At 69.2% G+C, this 22,218-nt stretch carries 25 protein-coding genes; 11 read left to right on the top strand and 14 right to left on the bottom strand.

The annotated features are described in order from the left end of the window. Positions 1-7: 7 nt before the first annotated feature. The 5 genes from ACLF6J_RS16730 to ACLF6J_RS16710 form a co-directional block, all read right to left on the bottom strand. Positions 8-2,005, bottom strand: coding sequence for a BCCT family transporter (locus tag ACLF6J_RS16730; protein WP_421076925.1), 1,998 nt, complete (start codon positions 2,003-2,005; stop codon positions 8-10). A 199-nt stretch (positions 2,006-2,204) separates the two neighbouring features. After that, a complete protein-coding gene (locus ACLF6J_RS16725) occupies positions 2,205-3,545 on the bottom strand; it encodes a dihydrolipoamide acetyltransferase family protein (RefSeq protein WP_134352492.1) in 1,341 nt (446 codons plus the stop codon). A 122-nt stretch (positions 3,546-3,667) separates the two neighbouring features. Further along, positions 3,668-4,633 (bottom strand): alpha-ketoacid dehydrogenase subunit beta, encoded by a 966-nt coding sequence (locus ACLF6J_RS16720; protein ID WP_047524248.1) that lies wholly within the window; start codon positions 4,631-4,633, stop codon positions 3,668-3,670. 11 nt (positions 4,634-4,644) lie between these two features. Further along, positions 4,645-5,772 carry a thiamine pyrophosphate-dependent dehydrogenase E1 component subunit alpha gene (locus tag ACLF6J_RS16715; RefSeq protein ID WP_131493541.1) on the bottom strand — a complete coding sequence of 376 codons (1,128 nt, stop codon included), beginning with the start codon at positions 5,770-5,772 and terminating at the stop codon, positions 4,645-4,647. A gap of 106 nt (positions 5,773-5,878) precedes the next feature. After that, entirely contained in the window at positions 5,879-6,946 is a 1,068-nt protein-coding gene (locus tag ACLF6J_RS16710; protein WP_134352493.1) for a histidinol-phosphate transaminase, read from the bottom strand. Positions 6,947-7,031: 85 nt separating this feature from the next. Between ACLF6J_RS16710 and ACLF6J_RS16705 the strand changes: the two genes are divergently transcribed. The 3 genes from ACLF6J_RS16705 to ACLF6J_RS16695 all read left to right on the top strand — a co-directional run bounded on the left by ACLF6J_RS16705 (position 7,032) and on the right by ACLF6J_RS16695 (position 8,068). Further along, positions 7,032-7,238 (top strand): ribbon-helix-helix protein, CopG family, encoded by a 207-nt coding sequence (locus tag ACLF6J_RS16705; RefSeq protein WP_047524198.1) that lies wholly within the window; start codon positions 7,032-7,034, stop codon positions 7,236-7,238. Beyond that, the gene (locus ACLF6J_RS16700) at positions 7,235-7,597 is read left to right on the top strand and encodes a type II toxin-antitoxin system death-on-curing family toxin (RefSeq protein ID WP_134352494.1); all 363 of its coding nucleotides are present in this window, start codon (positions 7,235-7,237) and stop codon (positions 7,595-7,597) included. Before ACLF6J_RS16705 ends, ACLF6J_RS16700 begins: the two co-directional genes overlap by 4 nt. 66 nt (positions 7,598-7,663) lie before the next feature. Continuing rightward, positions 7,664-8,068 carry a phage holin family protein gene (locus tag ACLF6J_RS16695; protein ID WP_134352495.1) on the top strand — a complete coding sequence of 135 codons (405 nt, stop codon included), beginning with the start codon at positions 7,664-7,666 and terminating at the stop codon, positions 8,066-8,068. A 32-nt stretch (positions 8,069-8,100) separates the two neighbouring features. Here ACLF6J_RS16695 and ACLF6J_RS16690 read toward each other — a convergent pair whose 3' ends face one another. Together ACLF6J_RS16690 and ACLF6J_RS16685 are read right to left on the bottom strand one after the other, a co-directional pair. Continuing rightward, positions 8,101-9,384 carry a hypothetical protein gene (locus tag ACLF6J_RS16690; RefSeq protein ID WP_134352496.1) on the bottom strand — a complete coding sequence of 428 codons (1,284 nt, stop codon included), beginning with the start codon at positions 9,382-9,384 and terminating at the stop codon, positions 8,101-8,103. Further along, a complete protein-coding gene (locus ACLF6J_RS16685) occupies positions 9,381-9,638 on the bottom strand; it encodes a hypothetical protein (RefSeq protein ID WP_047524195.1) in 258 nt (85 codons plus the stop codon). The genes ACLF6J_RS16690 and ACLF6J_RS16685 overlap by 4 nt, the downstream gene beginning before the upstream one ends. An 86-nt stretch (positions 9,639-9,724) precedes the next feature. On the opposite strand from ACLF6J_RS16685, the gene ACLF6J_RS16680 reads away from it, so the two are divergent. Both ACLF6J_RS16680 and purB read left to right on the top strand, forming a co-directional pair. Continuing rightward, on the top strand, positions 9,725-10,264 hold the full coding sequence (locus tag ACLF6J_RS16680; protein ID WP_208526489.1) for a low molecular weight protein-tyrosine-phosphatase: 540 nt from the start codon (positions 9,725-9,727) through the stop codon (positions 10,262-10,264). A 23-nt stretch (positions 10,265-10,287) separates the two neighbouring features. After that, positions 10,288-11,670 (top strand): adenylosuccinate lyase, encoded by a 1,383-nt coding sequence (purB, locus tag ACLF6J_RS16675; RefSeq protein ID WP_052193805.1) that lies wholly within the window; start codon positions 10,288-10,290, stop codon positions 11,668-11,670. 13 nt (positions 11,671-11,683) lie between these two features. On the opposite strand, the gene ACLF6J_RS16670 is transcribed toward purB, so the two are convergent. The 3 genes from ACLF6J_RS16670 to ACLF6J_RS16660 form a co-directional block, all read right to left on the bottom strand. Beyond that, a complete protein-coding gene (locus tag ACLF6J_RS16670; RefSeq protein WP_047524193.1) occupies positions 11,684-13,114 on the bottom strand; it encodes an MFS transporter in 1,431 nt (476 codons plus the stop codon). Positions 13,115-13,190: 76 nt separating this feature from the next. Further along, positions 13,191-13,547, bottom strand: a complete 357-nt coding sequence (locus tag ACLF6J_RS16665) for a hypothetical protein (RefSeq protein WP_047524192.1) — start codon at positions 13,545-13,547, stop codon at positions 13,191-13,193. Next, positions 13,544-14,194 (bottom strand): acyl-CoA synthetase, encoded by a 651-nt coding sequence (locus tag ACLF6J_RS16660; protein WP_134352497.1) that lies wholly within the window; start codon positions 14,192-14,194, stop codon positions 13,544-13,546. Before ACLF6J_RS16660 ends, ACLF6J_RS16665 begins: the two co-directional genes overlap by 4 nt. 303 nt (positions 14,195-14,497) lie before the next feature. On the opposite strand from ACLF6J_RS16660, the gene ACLF6J_RS16655 reads away from it, so the two are divergent. Next, entirely contained in the window at positions 14,498-15,421 is a 924-nt protein-coding gene (locus ACLF6J_RS16655; protein WP_134352498.1) for a hypothetical protein, read from the top strand. On the opposite strand, the gene ACLF6J_RS16650 is transcribed toward ACLF6J_RS16655, so the two are convergent. Beyond that, on the bottom strand, positions 15,409-16,248 hold the full coding sequence (locus ACLF6J_RS16650; RefSeq protein ID WP_134352499.1) for a sulfurtransferase: 840 nt from the start codon (positions 16,246-16,248) through the stop codon (positions 15,409-15,411). The two genes, ACLF6J_RS16655 and ACLF6J_RS16650, sit on opposite strands and share 13 nt — an antisense overlap. A gap of 152 nt (positions 16,249-16,400) precedes the next feature. On the opposite strand from ACLF6J_RS16650, the gene ACLF6J_RS16645 reads away from it, so the two are divergent. The 4 genes from ACLF6J_RS16645 to ACLF6J_RS16630 all read left to right on the top strand — a co-directional run bounded on the left by ACLF6J_RS16645 (position 16,401) and on the right by ACLF6J_RS16630 (position 18,923). Continuing rightward, a complete protein-coding gene (locus ACLF6J_RS16645; RefSeq protein WP_166804668.1) occupies positions 16,401-17,303 on the top strand; it encodes a DMT family transporter in 903 nt (300 codons plus the stop codon). Positions 17,304-17,363: 60 nt separating this feature from the next. Beyond that, positions 17,364-18,023 carry a GTP cyclohydrolase II gene (locus ACLF6J_RS16640; protein ID WP_047524366.1) on the top strand — a complete coding sequence of 220 codons (660 nt, stop codon included), beginning with the start codon at positions 17,364-17,366 and terminating at the stop codon, positions 18,021-18,023. A gap of 29 nt (positions 18,024-18,052) precedes the next feature. Further along, positions 18,053-18,526, top strand: a complete 474-nt coding sequence (locus tag ACLF6J_RS16635; RefSeq protein WP_134352500.1) for a MarR family winged helix-turn-helix transcriptional regulator — start codon at positions 18,053-18,055, stop codon at positions 18,524-18,526. 64 nt (positions 18,527-18,590) lie between these two features. Further along, positions 18,591-18,923 (top strand): helix-turn-helix domain-containing protein, encoded by a 333-nt coding sequence (locus tag ACLF6J_RS16630; protein ID WP_134352501.1) that lies wholly within the window; start codon positions 18,591-18,593, stop codon positions 18,921-18,923. A 207-nt stretch (positions 18,924-19,130) separates the two neighbouring features. On the opposite strand, the gene ACLF6J_RS16625 is transcribed toward ACLF6J_RS16630, so the two are convergent. Together ACLF6J_RS16625 and ACLF6J_RS16620 are read right to left on the bottom strand one after the other, a co-directional pair. Then, positions 19,131-19,721, bottom strand: coding sequence for a ClpP family protease (locus ACLF6J_RS16625; protein WP_134352502.1), 591 nt, complete (start codon positions 19,719-19,721; stop codon positions 19,131-19,133). Further along, entirely contained in the window at positions 19,718-20,332 is a 615-nt protein-coding gene (locus ACLF6J_RS16620; protein ID WP_131493575.1) for a ClpP family protease, read from the bottom strand. Before ACLF6J_RS16620 ends, ACLF6J_RS16625 begins: the two co-directional genes overlap by 4 nt. A 124-nt stretch (positions 20,333-20,456) precedes the next feature. Between ACLF6J_RS16620 and ACLF6J_RS16615 the strand changes: the two genes are divergently transcribed. Then, the gene (locus ACLF6J_RS16615) at positions 20,457-20,930 is read left to right on the top strand and encodes an acyl-CoA thioesterase (protein WP_052193822.1); all 474 of its coding nucleotides are present in this window, start codon (positions 20,457-20,459) and stop codon (positions 20,928-20,930) included. Positions 20,931-20,947: 17 nt separating this feature from the next. Here ACLF6J_RS16615 and ACLF6J_RS16610 read toward each other — a convergent pair whose 3' ends face one another. After that, on the bottom strand, positions 20,948-22,162 hold the full coding sequence (locus tag ACLF6J_RS16610; protein WP_134352503.1) for a trans-sulfuration enzyme family protein: 1,215 nt from the start codon (positions 22,160-22,162) through the stop codon (positions 20,948-20,950). Positions 22,163-22,218 lie beyond the last annotated feature (56 nt).

Here is a 22,218-nt window from a genome sequence, read left to right as displayed (position 1 = left end):
CGCGCGGTCAGTCGCGCCCCTCCTCGTCCCCCGTCGTCTCCTCCGGCTTCTGGCGCGCGCGGAGTCGAGTCTCCCGCCGGTTCTCGCCGACGGTCAGGGAGGCGTCTCCGGAGGCGGTGTGGGCGGGGTTGCCCGGCCCCCGCGGCTGGATGCGACCGGGCTCGAGCGTCCGGGTGACGTCTTCGGCCGAGACGACGGGGACCTGCCCGGTGGCGGTTTCGTACCACTCCGTCAGGGCAGGATCATCCGTGTCGATCCCCGCGCCGGCGCCTTCGTCGGCGGCGACCTCGGTCGCGCCGAACACGAAGTCGTCGCCGTGCTCCGCGATCCCGCGACGCACTCCCTGTGCGATCGCCGCACGCGCATATCGATGACGCAGCATGTAGGGGTCCGTTCGCAGCTCCTTCGCCCACGCGATCATGATGCCGATCACGATGATCGCGAACGGCAGCGCCGACACCACCATGATCGATTGGAGACCGGACAGAGCGGTCTGACCGCCGGCGAGGAGGAGCGCGAGTGCTGCCGCGCCGAGGAGGAGCCCCCACGTGATCGTCACCCAGGTCGACGGCTCCGGTTTGCCGCGCTGGCTCATCGAGCCCATCACGATCGCCGCGGAATCCGCCGAGGTCACGAAGAACAGGATGATCGAGATCATCGCGAGCACGGAGAGCACCACGCCGAACGGCAGCTCGCCGAGAACCGCGAAGAGGATCGCTTCCGGCGACCCCGCCTCCGCGAGGCCGCGCCCCTCGGACTCGAACAGCATCGTGGTCCCGCCCATGATCCCGAACCAGACGACGCAGACGATCGACGGCACGACGATCACGACGGTGACGAACTCCCGAAGCGTCCGACCGCGGGAGATCTTCGCGATGAACATTCCCACGAAGGGCGTCCAGGAGATCCACCAGGCCCAGTAGTAGTTCGTCCAACTCGACATGAACGCGGCGGCGTCCTCGCTCTGGGCGGGGTTCCGCGTGAGCATGATCCACAGCTCCCCGAAGAAGGCGGAGACGCTGGCGGGGATCATGTTCAACAGGAACAGGGTGGGACCGGCGATGAAGATGAACAGTCCGATCACGGCGGCGATCACCATGTTGATGTTCGACAGCGCCCGGATGCCGCGCTTGATGCCGGAGACGGCGGAGACGACGAACGCGGCCGTGAGGACCGTGATGATGACGATGAGGCCCGTGTTACCGAGCGGCCCGATGCCCGTGACGACTTCCACACCACTGGCGATCTGAAGGGCACCCATGCCGAGCGTGACACCGGTACCGAAGAGCGTCACGATGATCGCGAAGACGTCGATCACGGCGCCGATCCAGCCATCGGTGCGCTCGCCGAAGATCGGCCGGAAGATCGCCGAGATCAGTGGAGCGCGGCCTCTTCGATACGCCGCGTAGGCGATCGCCCCACCGACGAGCGCGTAGAACGCCCACGCCATCGGACCCCAATGGAGGATCGACTGCGCGAGAGCGTCGAGCATCGCGTCACGGCTTCCCTCGGCAGCCGTGAAGCCCGGTGGAGGATCCATGAAGTAGGTCAGCGGCTCCGCCGGCCCCCAGAACAGGAGGCCGATCCCCATGCCCGCGGAGAACAGCATCGCGATCCACGACACGGTCGAGAACTCCGGCGACTCGTCGTCCGCTCCCAGCCGGACGCCGCCGGTGCGGCCGTAGCCGACCACGAACATGAAGGCGATCGTCACCACGGCCAGCAGGGAGAACAGCCACCCGAAGTTGTCCGTCACCCATCCGAGCGATGCGGCACCCGCCGCGCTGATGCTCTCCGGGGCGAGGAAGCCCCAGATCACGACCGCCAGCACGAGCACACCGGCGACGCCGAACACGATCCAGTTCGTGTTGAACACACGGGGCGTGTCTTCCACACCGATCCCGGGGATCAGCGCGGGGTGGGTCACTTCTTTCAGGATCTTCTTCGGCGAAGGTTTCCCTGGTATCGAGGTCTTGCTCTCGGCGTCTCGTTCTCGGTCGATCATCGTGATCTCCTTACGCGGCCGGTTCTTCGGGTCAAACTGGTCTTTCCCGCGAGGGCTGAGGTGCTGGACCTCACGATAGGCGAGGTTTCCGCGCGGAACCGCGTAGGAACACACGACTCCGCGCCAACCCGGCGTCTCCCGAGGCGCGACGCAGGACCGGCACGCCCCGGTGAGACGCTGCCGCTCGCACGGCGTGGATTCAGTCGACCAGCAGCGCGGGCTCCTCGAGCACCGAGGCGACGTCGGCGATGAAGCGGCTCATGCCATCGCCGTCGATCACGCGGTGGTCGAACGATCCGGCGACCGTGGTCACCCACCGAGGACGCACCTCGCCGTCGACGACCCACGGCTTCTGACTGATGGTGCCCATCGCCACGATGCCGGCCTCGCCGGGGTTGATGATCGGGGTGCCGGCGTCCATCCCGAACACACCGATGTTCGTGATGGTGATGGTGCCGCCCTGCTGATCGGCCGGCGGGGTCTTGCCCTCGCGCGCGGTCAGCGTCAGACGGTTCAGCGCCCGAGCCAGGTCCTTCATCCCGAGGTCCTGCGCGTCCTTGATGTTCGGCACCAGCAGGCCGCGCGGGGTGGCGGCGGCGATCCCGAGGTTCACGTAGTGGCGCACGGCGATCTCCGCGCCGGCCTCCGTCTCGATCCACGCCGCGTTGACCATGGGCGTGCGGCGGGCGGCCCAGATCACGGCGCGGGCCATGATCAGCAGCGGCGAGACCCGGATGTCGGCGTAGTCGGGCGAAGCCTTGAGGCGCTTGACGAGTTCCATCGTGCGGCTGGCGTCGATCTCCTTCCACACCGTCACGTGCGGGGCCGAGTACGCGCTCTGCACCATCGCCGAGGAGGTGGCCTTGCGCACCCCCTTGACCGGGATCGACTCGGTGCGGTCGTCTCCCGCGGCCGACGGCTGGGTCGGGGCCAGACCACGCGCGAGTCCTGCCGGTGCGGCCTGCGGAGCGGGCACGGTCTCCTCGCGCACGGTCCCCCACTCCGGGGTCTCGATGTTGCGGAAGACACTCGCCTGCGACGCGTGCTTCATGACGTCATCCCGGGTGACCTCGCCGTCGGAGCCGGTCGCGGCGACCGTGGTGAGGTCGACGCCGAGGTCGCGGGCGAGCTTGCGGATCGGCGGCTTCGCGATGACACCGACCGAGGAACGCACCGGGCGCTCGGCCGGACGCTTGCGACGTGAGGTCGCGCCGCCGCCCGTGCCGTAGCCGACCAGCACCGAGCCGCCGCCCTCTTCCGCGGCCGGAGCAGCGGGTGCAGCCGGAGCAGGTGCCGGGGCATCGGTCACGAAGGTGATGATGGGCGTGCCGACCTCGACCGTCGCGCCCTCCTCGACGAGGATCTCGCCCACCACCCCCGCGTGCGGAGACGGCAGCTCGACGAGGGACTTCGCCGTCTCGATCTCGCAGATCACGTCGTTGATCGCGACCGTATCGCCGGGGGCGACCTTCCAGGCCACGACCTCGGCTTCGGTCAGCCCTTCCCCGACGTCCGGGAGGTTGAAGTTCTGCGTGCTCATGACGAGTCCTTTCGGCTGGTGTCTCGTTCGCAACTCAGGAAGATCGTTGGCGTCTGGGCGAAACCAGCCCGAGAATCCGAGATCGGATGAGTTCTTCCTGAGTTGTGAACATGAGGTAGATGTCAGTAGGCCAGGGAGCGATCGACGGCCTCGAGGATACGGTCCGCATCCGGGAGGTAGGTGCCTTCGAGCTTCGCGGGCGGGAACGGGGTGTCGTAGCCGGAGACGCGCAGCACCGGGGCCTCGAGCGCATAGAACGCCCGCTCCATCACGGTCGCCGCGATCTCGCCGCCGATGCTGCCGAAGCCCTGCGCCTCCTGGGCGTAGACCATGCGTCCGGTCTTGCGCACCGAGTCGAGGATGGGCTCGTAGTCGACCGGCGACAGTGAACGCACGTCGACGACCTCGCAGCTCGTCCCCTCGGCCTCGGCGAGCGCGGCGGCCTGCAGCAGCGTGGTGACCATCGCGCCGTGTCCGACGAGCGTCACATCGCTGCCGGTGCGCACGACGCGTGAGGAGTGCAGCGGCACAGCGGAGGCATCGAGCTCGACCTCGCCCTTCTGCCAGTACCGGCTCTTCGGCTCCATGAAGATCACCGGGTCGTTCGACGCGATCGCCTCCTGGATCATCCAGTACGCATCGTTGGGTGTCGACGGCGAAACCACGCGCAGGCCGGGAGTGTGCGCGAAGTACGCCTCCGGGCTCTCCTGGTGGTGCTCGACCGCGCCGATGTGCCCGCCGTAGGGGATGCGGATCACGATCGGCATGCTGATCGCGCCCTCGTGCCGGTTGGTGAGCTTGGCGAGCTGTGTCGTGATCTGGTCGAACGCGGGGAACACGAATCCGTCGAACTGGATCTCGATGACGGGGCGGTACCCGACCATCGCCATGCCGATCGCGGTCCCGACGATCCCCGACTCGGCCAGCGGGGTGTCGAGCACCCGGCGGTCACCGAAGTCGCGCTGCAGGTGCTCCGTCACACGGAAGACGCCGCCGAGCTTGCCGATGTCCTCGCCCATCAGCACGACCTTCGGGTCGTCCTCCATGGCCTTGCGCATCCCCGCGTTCAGCGCCTTGCTGAGCGGCATCGTCTCGAGGGTCACTGGGCTCCTCCTTCGAACGACGCCTCATACTGCGCGCGCCAGGCCTTCTGCTGGTCGATCAGCGGATGCGGCTCGCTGTACACGTGGTCGAACATCTTGTCCGGGCTGGGCGGCCCCAGCTCGACCGTGCGGGCGCGCAGATCCTCCGCGGCGTCCGCCGCCTCGGCCTCCACGTCGGAGAACAGCTGCGCCGAGGCTCCGCGACCTTCGAGGAACGCGCGCATCCGGACGATCGGGTCGCGCCCGGCCCAGTACTGCTCCTCGTCGCTGCCGCGATACTTCGTCGGGTCATCGCTGGTGGTGTGTGCGCCGAGCCGGTAGGTGACCGCTTCGATCGCCTGCGGACCCTTGCCACTGCGGGCCTCATCGAGAGCTGTGCGGGAGACCGCATAGCTGGCGAGCACGTCGTTGCCGTCCACGCGGACGCTCGGGATGCCGTAGCCCGCGCTGCGCTGCACGAGCGGAACCCGCGACTGCGTCGAGACCGGCACCGAGATCGCCCAGTGGTTGTTCTGCAGGAAGAACACGGTCGGCGCCTGATAGCTCGCGGCGAAGACCATCGCCTCGTGCACGTCGCCCTGACTGGAAGCGCCGTCGCCGTAATAGACGATGACCGCTTCGTCACGGTCGGCCTCACCTGTTCCGGTGCGGCCGTCGAACACGAGTCCCATCCCGTAGCCGGCCGCATGCAGCGCCTGCGAACCGAGCACCAGGGTGTACAGCCGGGTGTTGCCGTTCTTCGGGTCGGTCGGATCCCACCCGCCATGCGAGACGCCGCGCATCAGTTTGATGATGTCGACCGGATCGACACCGCGGATGCGGGTGACCGCGTGCTCCCGGTAGGAGGGGAAGATCGTGTCCTGCGCTCGGGCGGCACGACCGGAGCCGACCTGCGCCGCCTCCTGTCCCCGGCTCGGCGGCCAGAGCGCCAGCTGCCCCTGTCGCTGCAGGTTCGTCGCCTGGGTGTCGATCGCACGGATGACGACCATGTCCCGGTAGAACTGCTCGAGCTCGGCATCGCTGATCGCCTCGATCAGGGGAAGGTATCGCTCAGCGGCGGCGGACGGAGCGAACCGTCCGGTCTCGTCCAGAACGCTCACAAGGGGTGTCTCGGAGGTGGTCACGCTCTCACGCTACCCGCGCCCGCATGCCCGGTCACGCATACCTAGGACGCCCTTGCAACTGCCCGGAAACCGGAGAAACACAGGCGAAGACGCCCGGGCGACACGTTCAGCGGACCGAAGACGCGACCTCGAGCACGCGGGCGATGGAGGCTTCCTCGCCGACGGAGATGCGAATGCCGTCTCCGGAGAACGGACGGACGATGAGGTCGTTGGCGACGAACGCCGCGGCCACGTCGTCGGTGCGCTCTCCCGTGGGCAGCCACACGAAGTTCGACTGCGAGTCGGGGACGTCCCAGCCCTGCGCGCGGAGCCCCTCGGCCAGGCGGTCACGGCGCTCGACGATCACGGCGACGCGCTCGAGGAGCTCCCCCTCGGCGTCGAGGCTCGCGATCGCGGCGTTCTCCGCGGCGGAGGTGACCGAGAGCGGGATGCCCGTGGTGCGTGCGGCGTCGAGCACCTTCTCGTGCCCGATCGCGTAGCCGACGCGGAGACCGGCGAGGCCGTACGCCTTCGAGAAGGTCCGCAGTACCACGACGTTCGGGTGCGCGTCGAACACGCGCTCGGCGAGACCGTCGACCGCATCCGGGGCCGTGACGAATTCGGCGTACGCCTCGTCGAGGATGATCAGGACGTCGTTCGGGACGCGCTCGACGAAGGCGGCGAACTCGGCCGAGGTGACGATGGGCCCGGTCGGATTGTTGGGCGTGCACACGATGATCGCGCGGGTGCGTTCGGTCACCGCATCCGCCATGGCGCCGAGGTCGTGGCGGGAGTCCGCGGTGAGCGGCACCTGCACCCCGGTCGCGCCGGCCACCAGCGGCAGGCTCGGGTACGCCTCGAAGGAGCGCCAGGCGTAGATGACCTCGTCGCCCTCCGACGCGGTCGCGAGGATCAGCTGATGCAGGATCGACACGCTGCCGGATGCGACGTGCACCTGGTCGGGCTCGACCCCGTACCGCGCACCGAGTCGTTCGCGCAGACGAGTCGCGGTGGCATCCGGGTAGCGGTTGACGGGCGTCGTCCGCTCCAGTGCCTCGAGCACGGAGGGCAGCGGATCGAAGGGGTTCTCGTTGCTGGAGAGCTTGAACGCGTCTGGCCCCGCTTGCTTGCCCTGACGGTACGGCGCGAGTGCGGCGATGGCAGGACGGATGCGGGGCAGGATCGGCTCGGTCACGAGGTCGAGTCTACGAGGACCGCGGCCGTGGCAGCAGTGTCGATACGCTCTGTTCCCGCCCGATGCGCGGTGGTACCATTTTGGTATGGCGATGACGGTGCGACTTCCGGAAGAACTCGATGCGCAGCTCGGCGAGCTGGCATCACGACGACACACGTCGAAGCACGCCCTCCTGATCGAGGCGGCGGATCGCTTCCTCCGCGAGGAGGTAACCACCGAGCAAGCGGTGGGCATCGCCCGCGGCATCTCCGACCGGTACGCGGACCTTCTCAAGAAACTCGAAGACGCGTGACCCGGTACCTCGAGCTTCCACACGCCGTCGCGGTCGCCGAGGAACTGGGCCTCCACATCCGAGACATCGGGCTCCTCTCCTCTGCCCTGGCCCGTCCCTCCAGTTCGATGTTCGGTGTCGAGGCGTACCCGGACCTCGAAGTCAAGGCTGCCGCCCTCCTGTCCTCGTTGAGCCAGAACCACCCTCTGTTCGATGGGAACAAGCGCTTCTCCTGGATCATCACTCTCACGTTCCTCGAAATGAACAGCATCGTCATCGACATGAACACGGAGGTCGCCTTCGACCTCATCCTCCGCGCAGCCCAGAGCCTGGCCGATCTCGACGAGATCGCCGCACTGCTCCGCTCGAACCGACGCTGAGCGTCCGCGCGATCAGCCCGGCAGCAGGCTGACAGCCGCGGACGTCCGTGGGACACTGGTCGGACTATGCGCTTCCTCATCCGCGTCGTCGTCAACGCCTTCGCCATCTGGGTCGTCACCCTGATCCCGGCTCTGCAGGTCGTGATCACGCCCTTCCCGCCCGGGGAGACCCTGCAGCTGGTGCTCACCCTGCTCGCGGTCGCCGCGATCTTCGCGCTCGTGAACACGATCATCGGCACCGTCGTGAAGATCGTCGCGTTCCCCCTCTACATCGTCACGCTCGGCCTGATCGGCTTCGTCATCAACGGCTTCCTGCTGTGGCTGACGGCATGGATCACGAGCGGCTTCGGATGGGGCCTCGCGATCGGCGACTTCTGGTGGGGCGTGCTCGCCGCGCTCATCATCTCGGTGATCAACGGCATCTTCGGCTTCATCCTGCGCCCGCAGAACAAGAACTCCCGCCGCGACTGAGGCCCCGGCCTCGAGCCGCAGCGTCGTCCCGCTCAGCGGGGTGTCCTCTCGGCGCGGTACTCGGTGCGTTCGATCTCCACCGCGGTGGCGAGCTCGGCCCAGTAGGCGTCGAGGGCCTCGGCCCGCGGGTCATCCGACGCATCGACCATCTCGGCCGTCTCGATGTACGTCTCGAGCGCGTGCGCCCGCAGCGCGACATCCTGAAGCCCGGCCCGAGGATCACCGACACGCGTCGCCGTGAAGCTGTCCGCCGACCCGGTGCCCGCCGCCGACCCACCCGCGGCGAGGTTCGAGACCAGGTCATCGGAGTGTCGAAGCTGGATGAGCGTCTGATCGTCACCCAGCGAAGGCTGCTGCGGACTCCCCGCGGTCACCTGCATGCCGACGTCGTAGGGGCTCTCCGTCGCCAGGTGCGCCGCGATCATGCCCCCTTGCGAGTAGGCGACCACGTCGACCCGGTCGCCGGGCTCCGCCCCCGCCTCGGTCAGCGCGTCGAGGGTCGCCTGATACGACGCCGACGTGTGTCCCTGATACAGCTCGACGTTCGACTTCATGTCCCACGGCTCCCCCTTCCCGCCCTCCCACGGCGCACCGTTCCTCGTTCCCGCGATGTACGTCACGAAGCGGGTCCCGCCGTCGGCCATCGTGTACTTCTCCACCGCCACCTGTGCGGTCGAAGACGGCATCCGCCGGAGCGCGCCGGCGAGGTTCTGCGGCGCGGCAGGGGTCGAGGCCTTGACCGGAGTCACCCGGATCGGATCCGGCCGCCCCTTCAGCGGCGCCCCTGCGACCACCGCGCCGAGCCCCGCGGCGACGCCGATGAACGCCCCGGCCAGGAACACAGGAGAGAGCAGGCCGCCCGCGTCGAACTGGCGTCCCGCCCCCTGGAACCGCCGATCCTCCCAGCCCGCCACCAGCCACTCGGCCATCACCCCGACCCGCTCGTCGCCGCTCACCAACTGCTCCAGACGCGCCTCTGCCGCTGCCGCTGCCGCCGCGTCGGTGAGGGCCAGCGCCTCGATCTCGGCCCGCAGCTCGACGACCTCGAAGGCATCGGCCATCAGCTCCGTGCCCACGCACGCGTCGAGGAGTTCGGCCCCCAGGGCGCCGAGTCGCTCCGCACTCGCTGCCAAGGCGTTCACATCGACCTGCGGACAGGCGGCCGGTGCCGAGAGGATCATCTCCTGCGCTCGCACGACCGCGGAACGGGCGTCTTCGTAGCGCTCGGCCACGCCGCGCATCCGGGATCCGACGTCGCGCAGCTGTCCGGTGTCGACGGCGATCGCCCCGCCGTGCCCGATCTCGAGCCCGCTCACCCCTGCGCTCCGAGCTCCCACTCGCGCACGGTCAGGTGTCCGAGTTCGACGCCCGTCTCCTCTCGGAGCCGTCCCAGCAGGTCGTGCAGCGCACGGAATCCTTCGGACTGCCAGTCCGCGTCGTCGACGAGTCCCACCAGCGCCGCACCCGCATCCTCCAGCATCGACACGGCCGCCCCGATCTCTCGGTGGGCGACGAGCCGAGCCCAGACCTCGGCGGAGGTGAACACACGTCCAGGGGAGAGCGAGTACATGGCTTCAGCCTGCGGGATCGGCCGACGTCTCTGAGCGCCATACCCACGGCCGGTGGAGAGGTGGGGACTCCTCCACGCTGTGCAGGATGGCCCGAGGCGGGCAGAATGTACCTGTGACATCCCCCGTTCCCTTCCGCGTGATCTTCGTGTGCACAGGGAACATCTGCCGCTCCCCCATGGCCGAAGTCGTGTTCCGCGACCTCGCCGAGAAGCAGGGACTCGGATCGCGCATCGTCTCTCGCAGCGCCGGAACCGGAGACTGGCACCTCGGCGAGCGCGCCGACGAACGCACGATCGAATCGCTCTCCCGCCGCGGGTACGACGGCTCGCTCCACCGCGCACGGCAGTTCACTTTCGCCTCGTTCGCCGAGAACGACCTCGTCGTCGCACTCGATCGCACGCACGAACGCATCCTGCGGGAGTGGGCGCGCGACGAAGATGAGGAGGGCAAGGTCACCCTGCTGATGGCCTTCGACCCGAACGCCTCGACCCACGATGTCCCCGATCCCTACTACGCCGGGGCGGAGATGTTCGATTCGGTGCTCGGTATGATTGAGACGGCGACCCGGGGTCTGTTCCGCCAACTGGAGCCCGCCCTGCGCCAGCCCCGCACGCCCCGCATCTGAGGGGCCCGATCAGGAGGACTCCCCTGACTTTCCAGCCTTCGCTCCCGCCGCAGCCCCTGAGCCCGCTCGACGGTCGCTACCGCGGCGCCGTCACCGGTCTCGCCGACTTCCTCTCCGAAGCCGGACTCAACCGCGCGCGGGTCGAGGTCGAGGTCGAGTGGCTGATCGCCCTGACCGACCGCTCGCTGTTCGAGACGACGCCGCTCTCGGATGCCGACAAGGATCGCCTGCGCGCGCTGTATCGCGACTTCGGCCAGGCCGAGATCGACTGGCTCGCCGAGAAGGAAGCCGTCACGCAGCACGACGTGAAGGCGATCGAGTACCTCGTGCGCGACCGTCTCTCGACGCTCGGCCTCGACGCCATCGCCGAACTCACGCACTTCGCCGCCACGAGCGAGGACATCAACTCCGCCTCGTACGCGCTCACCGTGAAGCGGGCGGTCGAGCAGGTCTGGCTCCCCGCCCTCGACACCGTCATCGCGAAGCTCCGCGAACTCGCCGTCGAGCACGCCGATGCGGCCATGCTCTCCCGCACGCACGGCCAGCCCGCGACCCCGTCGACCATGGGCAAGGAGCTCGCGGTGTTCGCGTGGCGTCTGGAGCGCGTGCGCGGTCAGATCGCGGCATCCGAGTACCTCGCCAAGTTCTCGGGTGCGACCGGGACCTGGTCGGCGCATCTCGCGGCCGACCCCGACGCCGACTGGCCAACCATCGCCCGTGAGTACATCGAGGGCATGGGGCTGGGCTTCAACCTCCTGACGACCCAGATCGAGTCGCACGACTGGCAGGTCGAGCTCTACGACCGTGTGCGGCACGCGGGCGGCATCCTGCACAACCTCGCCACCGACATCTGGACGTACATCTCGCTCGGGTACTTCGCGCAGATCCCCGTCGCCGGGGCCACCGGCTCGTCGACGATGCCGCACAAGATCAACCCGATCCGCTTCGAGAACGCCGAAGCGAACCTCGAGATCTCGGGCGCCCTGCTCGCCTCGCTCGGCCAGACGCTCGTCACCAGCCGCCTGCAGCGCGACCTGACCGACTCGACCACGCAGCGCAACATCGGTGTGGCCTTCGGACACTCGCTGCTCGCGCTGGACAACCTGCGTCGCGGCCTCAACGCGATCTCGCTCTCGCGCGACGTGCTGCTCGCCGACCTCGACGTGAACTGGGAGGTGCTCGCCGAAGCCATCCAGACCGTCATCCGCGCCGAGGTGGTGGCCGGTCGGTCCACGATCACGGATCCGTACGCGCTCCTCAAGGAGCTCACGCGGGGTCACCGGGTGGGCGCAGCAGAGCTCGCGACGTTCGTCGAGGGCCTCGAGATCGGGGATGCCGCCAAGCAGCGACTCCTCGCGCTGACCCCCGCGACCTACACCGGCATCGCGGAGCGCCTGGCCCGCTGACCCGCTCTCGCCGCTAGGCCGGTTCGCCGGAGTGGCGCTCGACGTGATCCCGCGGCATGAATGCGGCAGCGAGCAGCGTGAGCATGGCCGTCGCGGCGACGGCGACGAACACCCACACTGAGGCGTGGATGATCGTCTCCGGGTCGTCGGCGCCCGCACCCTGCGCGATGACCGCGTTGGAGATCGCGCCGAACACCGCCACGCCCACCGCACTACCGGCGGAACGTGCAAAGGCGTTCATGCCCGTCACGGCACCGCGTTCCCCCCAGCCCACCGAGGACTGCGCGGCGATCAGGGTCGGGGCGGCCGACCAGCCCAGGCCGAAGCCGAGCACGAACGCGATCACCGACATCACGAACGGGTTCGGCCACGAGGAGACCGCGGCGAGCACGGTCGCCGCGAACGTGGCGATGCTCATGCCGATCAGGGTGGTGCGGCGGAAGCCGATACGCAGGTACAGTCGTCCGACGTTCGCCGCGGCGATGGGCCAGCCGAGAGTCAAGGCGGCGACCGCCAGGCCGGACAGGAGGGGCGCGATGCCCAGTGACCCTTCCAGGTACGCGGGGGCGAAGCTGGTCACACCGATCATGAGCGCCCCCACCCCGAGTGACACGAGCGTGGTCGTCAGGATCAACGGCCGCGCCGCGAGCCGGAGGTCGACGATCGGCTCCGCCGCCCGCCGCTCGACCATCGCGAAGAACGCGAGGGCCACGACGCCGACCCCGAAGCAGAGCGCACTCGGCACGGAGATCCAGTCCCAGGCGTTCCCACCCTCGAGCATCCCGAGGATGAGACCGGTGAGCCCGATCGTGAGCAGGACGGCCCCGGCGTAGTCGATCCGGTGCCGACGGGTCTGCTTCTCCTCCTTGTACTTGAGCTGCAGCATCCACGCGGCGATCAGACACAGGGGGATGTTCACCCAGAAGATCCATCGCCACGCATCGAGCTGCGCGAAGATGCCGCCGAGCGCAGGTCCGACCACGGAAGAGATCGCCCACACGCTCGCGATGTACCCCTGCACCTTCGCGCGCTCGGCGACCGTGTAGATGTCGCCCACGATCGTCATCGCCATCGGCGCGACCGCGCCCGCCCCCAAGCCCTGGATGAGGCGGAACAGGATGAGCGCGGGCATGCTCCACGCGAACCCGCAGAGCACGGAGCCGAGCAGGAACAGGGCGATCCCGAGGAGGATGATCGGCTTGCGGCCCACCGTGTCGGCGAACCGGGAGTAGATGGGGACGCTCACCGCCTGCGCCAGCAGATACACCGAGAACAGCCAGGGGAACTGCTGGTAGCTGCCGAGATCGCGGACGATGCTCGGGACCGCGGTCGCGAGGATCGTGGCGTCGATCGCGATGAGGCCGGTGGCGAGCATCAGCGCGCCGAGGATGGGGCCTCGCGCCGAGCGGAGTCCGATGGAGGCGCGGTCGACGGGGGCGGTCACTTCAGGAACAAGCGGTCGGACGGCGCGACTATTCCGGACGAGGGCGGAACAGCAGGGGATGCCGCACGCCCGACGGTCACGACGAAGCCGCGCGGCCGGGCTGCTCGCCGTCCGCCTCGCCCTCGGGCTCGGGGTCGTCGTAGAGCACCGGACGGTCGATCGTCTTGGTGACATCGGCGGGGTCGACCGCCAGGATCAGCATCGCGAGGATCAGGAGCGTGACGATGAACGCGCCACCGCCGACCACGAGGCCGAGCGCCACCGGGGTCAACCCGTCATAGCTGCCGTTCGCGATCGCCGTGTTCACCCTGGCGGTGAAGGCTCCGGTCGAGACCAGCGTCACGACCATGGCGAAGACGCCGCAACCCAGCGCGATCAGCAGCAGGTGCAGCGGGCGCAGGATGTCCCGACGGGTGGGCTTCTCGTCGCTCATCGCGTTCCTCCGTGCTCCGCAGCGGCGGTGTCGTCGTTCGATTCGGAGACCGCGGTGACGGTGTCCACTCGCTTCGGGGTGAGGCCGGCGATGCCGAGGAAGACGGCGAGGATCGCCGCGTACCCACCGAACATCCCGACGCCGAGGATGATGCCGGACAACACGAACGTGCCGGCCTTCTCGATCGTGTACTCCTGGACGAAGCCGGCCGGGATCAGCAGCAGCACGATCCCGAGCAGCACCCCCAGCGCGCCGACCGTGATCGCATCACGGGACAGCGGATCGGCGTTTCGACGAGAGCGGATGCCGGCGAGGAGCTCGATGCCGCCGCTCAGGATCGCCCAGGTCGAGACGACGATGAAGAACAGGTCATCGGAGCGCCAGGCCGGGATGCCGCTCACGGCGCCGGCGAGGGTGCCGAGGACGCCGAGCAGGATGTACGGCCAGCGGGACCCCGCGGGGAGCACCAGCCACGCGGCCAGCAGCTGGATGAGCGCGGTGACGAAGACGAAGCCGCTGAACACCGAGAGGCCGACGGGAGCGGAGTGGTCCGACGAGAAGGTGATCATCAGGGCGGCGACGGCGGCGAACAGTGCGCGCAGCAATTGCACGTGGCGCATGGTGAATGCGCGAGCAGGGGCAGACATGACGATCCAGAGTCCTCCGGGGTGTTCCTCCCAGTCTACGCGGGGGCGCAGAGCCGCAACGCCCGCGGCGTGCGGAGGAGGTTTCGTGAAGCCCGGCGGATCTCCCCAGATCGATTGCCGGGCTTCACGACGTACGCAGCAAGGGGGGCATCACTGCGTCAGGCCGGTCCTCGCACGGTCGGGCACCCTACCTGCGACGACGGCCAAGTGACCCCACATGCCCACCCGGTCCCCTGAGGTATGCGCGTGCGGTCGTATGCTCACTCTAGGACGGTGGGCTTCACATACCGGATGGGGGCTGTGATGAGTTACGAATATGACGCGCGCAGACCCGGATCCGGCGCATTCGCGGGAGCGCTGCGCGACGCGATCAACGCCAGGGACGTGACACTCTCCTGGTTGCAGCAACAGCTCAACGCACGCGGGAACCGCGTCTCGATGGCCACCCTGAGCTACTGGCGCTCCGGCGCCCGGCACCCCGAGGGCGTGCAGTCGCTCGCCGCACTCGCCGACATCGAGGACCTCCTCCGGCTCGAGCCCGGAGCCCTGAGCAGGCTTCTCCGGTCGACGAACCGCACGGGCCCGCTCGGGCCCAATCAGTTCCCGATCGATGAGGAAGAGCTCGAGCGCGCGGTCATGGACGCGTTCCAGGCGCTCGGTGCGTCGTATCCCGACACCTCCCGAGAGCTCACGACGCACTCGGTGACGGATGTCGGGGCCGACGGCAACATCGCCTACAGCGTCACCCGCAGCATCGTGCAGTCCACGGTCGGCACCATCACGGCGATCCCGTTCCTGGAGATCACTCCCGGGGTTCGCACGCCCGCACCCGTGATCGAAGCCGTCTCCGGAGGCAGGATCGCCGCACGGTACTCCCACCCCGACGGCGAGGTCCACGGGGTGCTGTTCGAGCTCGATATCCCTCTGACGGCCCCGGACACCGCGATGGTCGAGTGGTCGGCGGAGTATCCGCCCGACTACCCGGAGACGCGCGACACCGGGCACGCGCTGGCCCAGAAGGCCCGGGAACTGCTGGTGTGGACCCGTTTCCATCCGGACGCGATCCCGGACTGGTGCGAGGAGCACCTCGAGACCCCTGAAGGCGTGACCCTGACACCGCTGCCGCCGCCCCGAGGCACCTCGGTGCACCTGGTGCGCCGGGCGTTCGGCCCCGGCGCGCTCGGCCTGCGCTGGGGATACGGACCCCGCGAGGATCAGCCCGGCTGATCACCGGTCGCCACCGGGCGGCCAGGGGTGTTCGACCACTGGCTCCAGGATCCGGGGAACACCTTCGCCTCGATGCCCACCTCGTGCAGGACCAGCGCGGTGTGGGCGGCGGTCACGCCCGAACCGCAGTACGCAGCCACCGGTGTGCCCGGGGTCACCCCGACCGCCGCGAGGGTGGCGAGCACGGTATCGGTGTCGAGGAGTCTCCCCTGGTCGTCGAGGTGGAGCGTGGTCGGCAGATTGCGCGCGCCGGGGATGTGACCGGCCACCGGGTCGAGCGGCTCGGTCTCGCCGCGGTACCGCTCGGGGGCGCGCACGTCGAGCAGGACTCCGGTTTCCGGGAACGCCGCCGCCTCGTCGATCGAGAGGGCATCGCGCCCGATCTCCTCGAGCACCACGTCGCCGGGCTCCGGGCTCACGTCATCGGTCGCGACCTCGAATCCCTCGGCCTGCCACCCGCGGAGGCCGCCGGCGAGCACGCGCACGTCGACCCCCGCCTGCCGCAGCAGCCACCACGCGCGCGCCGCCGCCGCGCCCTTGGCATCGTCGTAGGCGACCACCGTGTCGCCCGCGCGGATGCCCCAGCGCCGAGCCGCGGCCTGGAGCGTGGCCGTCGACGGCAGCGGGTGCCGTCCGTCCGAGGGCTCTCCGTGCGTGGAGAGCTCCGTGTCGAGCACGGCGAACACGGCGTCGGGGATGTGTCCTGTGAGGTAGTCGTCGTGCCCCGCCTCCGGGCGATCCAGCCGCCACCGCACATCGATCACGCGCACCGGTGCGCCCCGGGTCAACAGATCGTTCAGCTCGACGGCACTCACGAAGTCGCTCATGCTGCGAGGCTACCGAATCCTCGGGTCACCCCGTCCTCGCCTTCGAATCGCGTGAATGGCCGCATCCGGCGCCGGAATCGGACCATTTGCGCGATTCGAAAGGGGATTCCGGCCACTAGGCTCGATCCGGCAACGTCGAGAAAGGGCCCACGATGCCCTCTCGACTTCGCTGGATGCGGTTCCGCCCGGAGGAGGCCGCGCTCCTCGCGATCACCGCGGTCTGGGGTGGCACCTTCCTGCTCGTGCACTGGGCGATGGACCATTCCGGCCCCTGGTTCTTCGTGGGCATCCGCTTCCTGATCGCGGGTTTGATCAGCGTCGTGATCTTCCGCCGGGTGCTGCGCGGGATCCGGTGGCGCGACGTGGGCGCGGGCGTGGCGATCGGGGTGATGATCTACCTCGGCTACGGCTTGCAGACGCAAGGTCTGCAGACGATCGACAGCAGCACCTCCGCCTTCATCACCGCGATGTACGTGCCCCTGGTCCCGCTCGCGCAGTGGGCCGTGTTCCGCACGCGTCCTCCGGTCATGGCCTTCGTCGGCGCGGGGCTGGCGTTCGTGGGACTGCTGTTCATCGCCGGGCCCGACGCCTTCGCGCTCACCCTCGGCACCGGTGAGATCGTGACCATGATCAGCACGCTGCCGATCGCCGCCGAGATCATCCTGATCAGCCTCTTCGCGGGAAAGGTCGATCTCGGCCGCATCACGGTGATCCAGCTGCTGACGGCCGGCGTCCTGGGGCTGCTCACGATGCCCGTGGTGGGTGAGAGCGTGCCGGAGTTCTCGTGGATCTGGGTCGGCTGCGCGGTCGGCCTCGGAGCGGCGAGCTGTCTGATCCAGCTGACGATGAACTGGGCGCAGAAGTCGGTCTCCCCCACGCGCGCGACCATCATCTACGCGGGTGAGCCGGTGTGGGCCGGCGTCATCGGACGCATCGCCGGGGAGCGTCTGCCCGTGACCGCACTCATCGGCGGGGCACTCGTGGTGCTCGGGATCCTCGCGAGCGAGCTGAAGCTCGTGCGGCGCACTCCGGCGGAACGCCCGCCTGACAGGTAGACGACCAGGAGACATCCGAGGGTCGGGGAATACTCCGCTGGACTGCGCGTTGCACCCGGCATGATTGAAACTTCAACCGTCGCTCCGGTCGCCACGGAGCGCACGCGCGTCCGGGTGCCGCTGCGCTTCGGCGACGGCTTCTCCACGACCGCCGACGTCGTCACCTTCGACGGACTCATCGACGGCCGCGAGCACCTGCTGCTCGGACTCGGCGATTGGCGTGCAGCGCTCGAACGCGCGACCGAGGGCGGCGAGGCCCCGCTCGTGCGCCCGCACAGCGAGTGCCTGACCGGCGACGTCTTCGGCTCGGAGCGCTGCGACTGCGGCCCCCAGCTGCGCGAAGCCGTGGAGCGGATCGCGGAGGACGGCGGCTTCCTGCTCTACCTGCGACAGGAGGGTCGGGGCATCGGCCTCTACGCCAAGCTCGACGCCTACGCCCTGCAGGACGCAGGGCTGGACACCTACGAGGCGAACGTCGCCCTGGGACACGGCGAGGACGAGCGCGACTACACCGTGGCCGCCCAGATGCTGAACGCGATCGGCGTCGACGGCATCCGCCTGCTCAGCAACAACCCCGACAAGGCCGTGCAGCTTGAAGCGCTCGGCATCCGCGTGACCGAGCGGGTGCGCACCGAGGTGCACCTGTCGGAGTCCAACTCGCGCTACCTGCAGGCCAAGAGGGACCACACGGCGCACACGCTCGACCTGTCGGCGGCGTGACACCCGGCGTGACACCCGAGGAGGACACCATGACGGCGGAGCAGCAGCATCCGCGGCGACTCGACGACACCGAGATGGACACCTGGCTCCCCGTCATCCGGTTCGTCCAGCTCCTCCCGCAGGTGCTCGACCGCACCCTGAAGGAGGAGGTCGGCCTCAACCACGCCCGCTACGCCATCCTCGTCACGCTCGCCGGGCAGGGGGACGGCATCGTCACGATGACCGAACTGGCACGCATCGCGGGGCTCAGCCGCTCACGCCTGAGCCATGCCCTCGACTCGCTCGAGGAGCGCGGCTGGGTCGAGCGCACGTCCTGCAGCACCGACAAGCGAACCCTCTCGGCCGCTCTCACCCCTGCCGGTCGGGAGATGCTGCGCACGGCGGCTCCGGTGCACGTCGAGCAGGTGCGCGAACTGGTGCTGGATCCGCTCACCCCCGATGAGCGCGACCAGCTCGGGGCGATCCTCGGCAAGTTGCTGCCGGGAGTCACCGCAGCCCTGTAAACGTCCGGTTCTGCTCTGAGCAGAACCGCTCGAAGCCTCCGGAGACCCCGGTTTATCGTGAGGCATGGCCGACATCGTCCCGTTCCCGCGCACTCCTCGTTCCGACCGTCCACAGCCCCACGGACCCGAGCCCCTGTGGCGACACCTCCTGGGCGACCAGCTGCGCCGACGTCGACACGACCGCGACGAGACGCTCACCGCCACCGCGGAGAAGGCCGGCCTCTCGCCGCAATACCTCTCCGAGGTCGAGCGCGGGTTGAAGGAGCCGTCGAGCGAGATGATCGCCGCGATCGCAGGGGCTCTGGACACGAGCCTGATCGAGCTCACGAGCGCCGTCGCCGAGGAACTCCGCACGACCACCACGGTCCCGCGCGGCGCCTTCGCTCTCGCCGCCTGAGCCTCGCGCGTCAGCCATCCGTCCGGCGGCGTGCGTCACCTGCCCTGCGGCGTCCTTCACCTGCCCTGCGGCGTGCCCACCTGCCCTGCGGCGTGCCCACCTGCCCTGCGGCGTGCTTCACCTGCATGAGCCGCGGACGGATGCATGACCACGAGCACCGCGCCACTCATGCATCCGTCCGTGAGTCATGCATCCGTCCGGCATCCGTCAGGTGCGCGCGCCCAGCACGGTGTCGATCAGGCCGTAGTCCCGGGCGGCGGAGGCGGTGAAGACCCGGTCGCGGTCGGTGTCGGCGCGCAGTTCCGGAACCGTGCGACCCGTGTGCTCGGCGAGGATCTCTTCCATGTCGGAGCGCACCCGCACCACCTCGTCCGCCGCGAGGATCAGGTCGGGGATCGCACCTCGGGACTGTCCCGCGGGCTGATGCAGCACGATGCGCGCGTGCGCGAGGGCGGCTCGCTCCCCGGATTCTCCCGCGGCGACGAGCAGCGCTGCGGGTCCGATCGCCTGTCCGACACACGTCGTGGCGATGCGCGGGCGGATGTGCCGCATGGTGTCGTAGATCGCCAGCGCTGCTCCGGGGTCGCCGCCCTCGCTGTTGATGTAGAACTGGATGCCGGACTCCGGGCTGTCGGCGTCGAGGTGCAGCAGTTGGGCGATCAGCGCGTTGGCGACGCCCGCATCGATGCCGGTGCCGAGATAGATGACGCGCTCGGCGAGGAGGTGCGAGTACACGTCCATGACACGTTCCCCCCGGGGATGCTGCGCGATCACGTTCGGGATCGTGTAGCTGCTCATGCGTCCGCCCCCAGTCCGACCCGCGGGCGTCGTCGCGGCATCACCTCGGCGATCGAGGCCACGATCCCGTCGATGAACCCGTACTCCTGCGCCTGCGTCGCGGTGTACCAGCGGTCGTGGAGCGAATCCTCGAAGATGCGCTCGAGGGGCTGCCCGGTGTCGGCGGAGATGAGTCCGAGCACGGTGTCACGCATGTGGCGCAGATCGTCGGCCTGCGTCTCGAGCTCGCCGGCGGACCCGCCGATCCCCGCGGACCCCTGATGCATCAGGATGCGCGCGTGCGGGAGGGCGCGTCGCTTGCCCGGCGTGCCCGCGGAGAGCAGGAACTGCCCCGCACTGCAGGCAAGCCCCAGGGCCAGGGTCGCGACGTCGTTCGGAACGAGTCGCATGAGGTCGCGGATCGCGAGCATGGACGGCACGGAGCCGCCGGGCGAGTGTATCCAGAGGGCGATGTCGGCGACGGGGTCCTCGGACGACAGTGCGAGCAGCTGCGTCATCAGCAGGGTGCCGTTGTCGTCGTCGAGCGCGCCGTCGAGCACGAGCACCCGCTCGTGGAACAGCGCGCGCCGGGCCTCGGGGCCGAAGTGCGGGATGGGGTTGTCTTCGCTCATGCCCCCAGCTTCCGCTCTCGCGTGCCGCGTCCGGCGGGATTCTGCCGTGGGCGGCTCTGCCCTGAGCAGATGTCGAAAACGCGCCGTAACATCGCCGACTCACGGCACCCCTACCCTCGAGCTCATGGCGAAGCAGAAGGCACCGGCCTGGCAGTGGTCGGAAGACGGACTCAACTTCCGCACCCGCAAGTGGGTGCGCCCGGAAGACCTCAATGCGAACGGCTCCCTGTTCGGCGGGAGCCTGCTGAAGTGGATCGATGAGGAGGCGGCGATCTACGCGATCGTCCAGCTCGGCAACTATCGCGCCGTCACCAAGCACATCTCGGAGATCAACTTCGAGGCCTCCGCGGTGCAGGGCGACCTGATCGAGATCGGCCTGCAAGCGACGCACTTCGGCACGACCTCCCTGACGATGCGCGCCGTGGCTCGCAACATGATCACCCGCAAGCGCATCCTGACGATCGAGAAGATCGTGTTCGTGAGCCTGGACGACGACGGGGTGCCCACCCCGCACGGCTACCACGAGATCACCTACGATCGCGATCGGATGCCGACCGAGCGCATCGCGACCGGGACGATCCGCCTGCCCTCGCTCTGACGCGGATCCTCCTGCGGCTACGCGGGAACGGCCTCTGCCGGCGCGCCGTTGCGGGAGGAATCGGCGACGGCGAAAGCCTGCGCGAGATCCGCGATCAGGTCATCGACGTCCTCCAACCCGATCGACAGCCGCAGCACATCAGCGGCCGGGCGGGCCTCGGGCGGCACGGGCCGGTGGGTGAGCGCCGCCGGGTGCTGGATCAGCGAGTCCACGCCGCCGAGCGAGACGGCATGGGTGAACAACCTCGTCGCCGTCGTCACGGCGGAGGCGGCAGCGAATCCGCCCCGCATCCGGATCGCGATCATCGCCCCCGTGCCGCGCATCTGCCGCTCCAGGATGCCGCGCGGATCGCCGTCGAGCCCGGGATAGAAGACCTCGGCGACCTCCGGCCGGTCGGTCAGCCACTGCACGACCCGCTGCGCGCTCTCCTGCTGGTGCCGCACCCGCACCGGCAGGGTCGTGAGGCCGCGGTGCAGCAGATACGCCCCGAGCGGATGCAGGAGCCCCCCGGTCACCGCCCGCACGCGGCGCAGCGCCTCCGCGGTCTCTTCGCTGCAGGCGACGACACCGGCGATCACATCGCCGTGGCCGCCGAGGTACTTGGTGGCGCTGTGCAGCGACATCGCGGCGCCCACATCGATCGGGTTCTGCAGCACCGGGGTCGCGAACGTGTTGTCGACCACGACCGGCACCGACCCGGCCTGGCGCACCACATCGGCGATGTCGGCGATGTCGAGGGTCGGGTTCGCCGGGGTCTCGACGACGACGAGGCCGGTGTCCGGACGCACGGCGGCGGCGACCTCGTCGGGATGGCAGTACGTGGTCTCGACGCCGAGCAGTCCGGAGCCGAGCAGGTGATCGGTGCCGCCGTAGAGCGGACGCACCGCGACCACGTGGCGTGCGCCCGTCGCGCCGGTGTGCGCGAGGATCACCGCTGTCATCGCCGCCATCCCCGAGGCGAACGCGACCGAGGCCTCTGCATGCTCGAGTTCGGCCAGAGCGTCCTCGAACCGGGCGACCGTGGGGTTCCAGAGCCGGGCGTAGACCATGCTGCCGTCCGCCGGCGGGCGACCACCTGTGGCCATGGCCTCGTACGAGTCGCCCCCGCGCTCGATGTCGGGGAGCGGATTGGTCGTCGACAGGTCGATCGGCAACGCGTGCACCCCGAGACCCTCGAGGTCGGAACGGCCGGTGTGGACGGCGACGGTGTCGGGATGCAACGGAGCAGTCATGCCTCCACGTTGCCGGAATCGCGGCACTTTTGCAGGAAGTCGACAGGATCCACCAT

Source organism: Microbacterium sp. IO18 (assembly GCF_049099505.1).
GTDB classification, from domain to species: domain Bacteria; phylum Actinomycetota; class Actinomycetes; order Actinomycetales; family Microbacteriaceae; genus Microbacterium; species Microbacterium aurugineum.
This window is presented reverse-complemented; position numbering and strand designations above follow the sequence as displayed.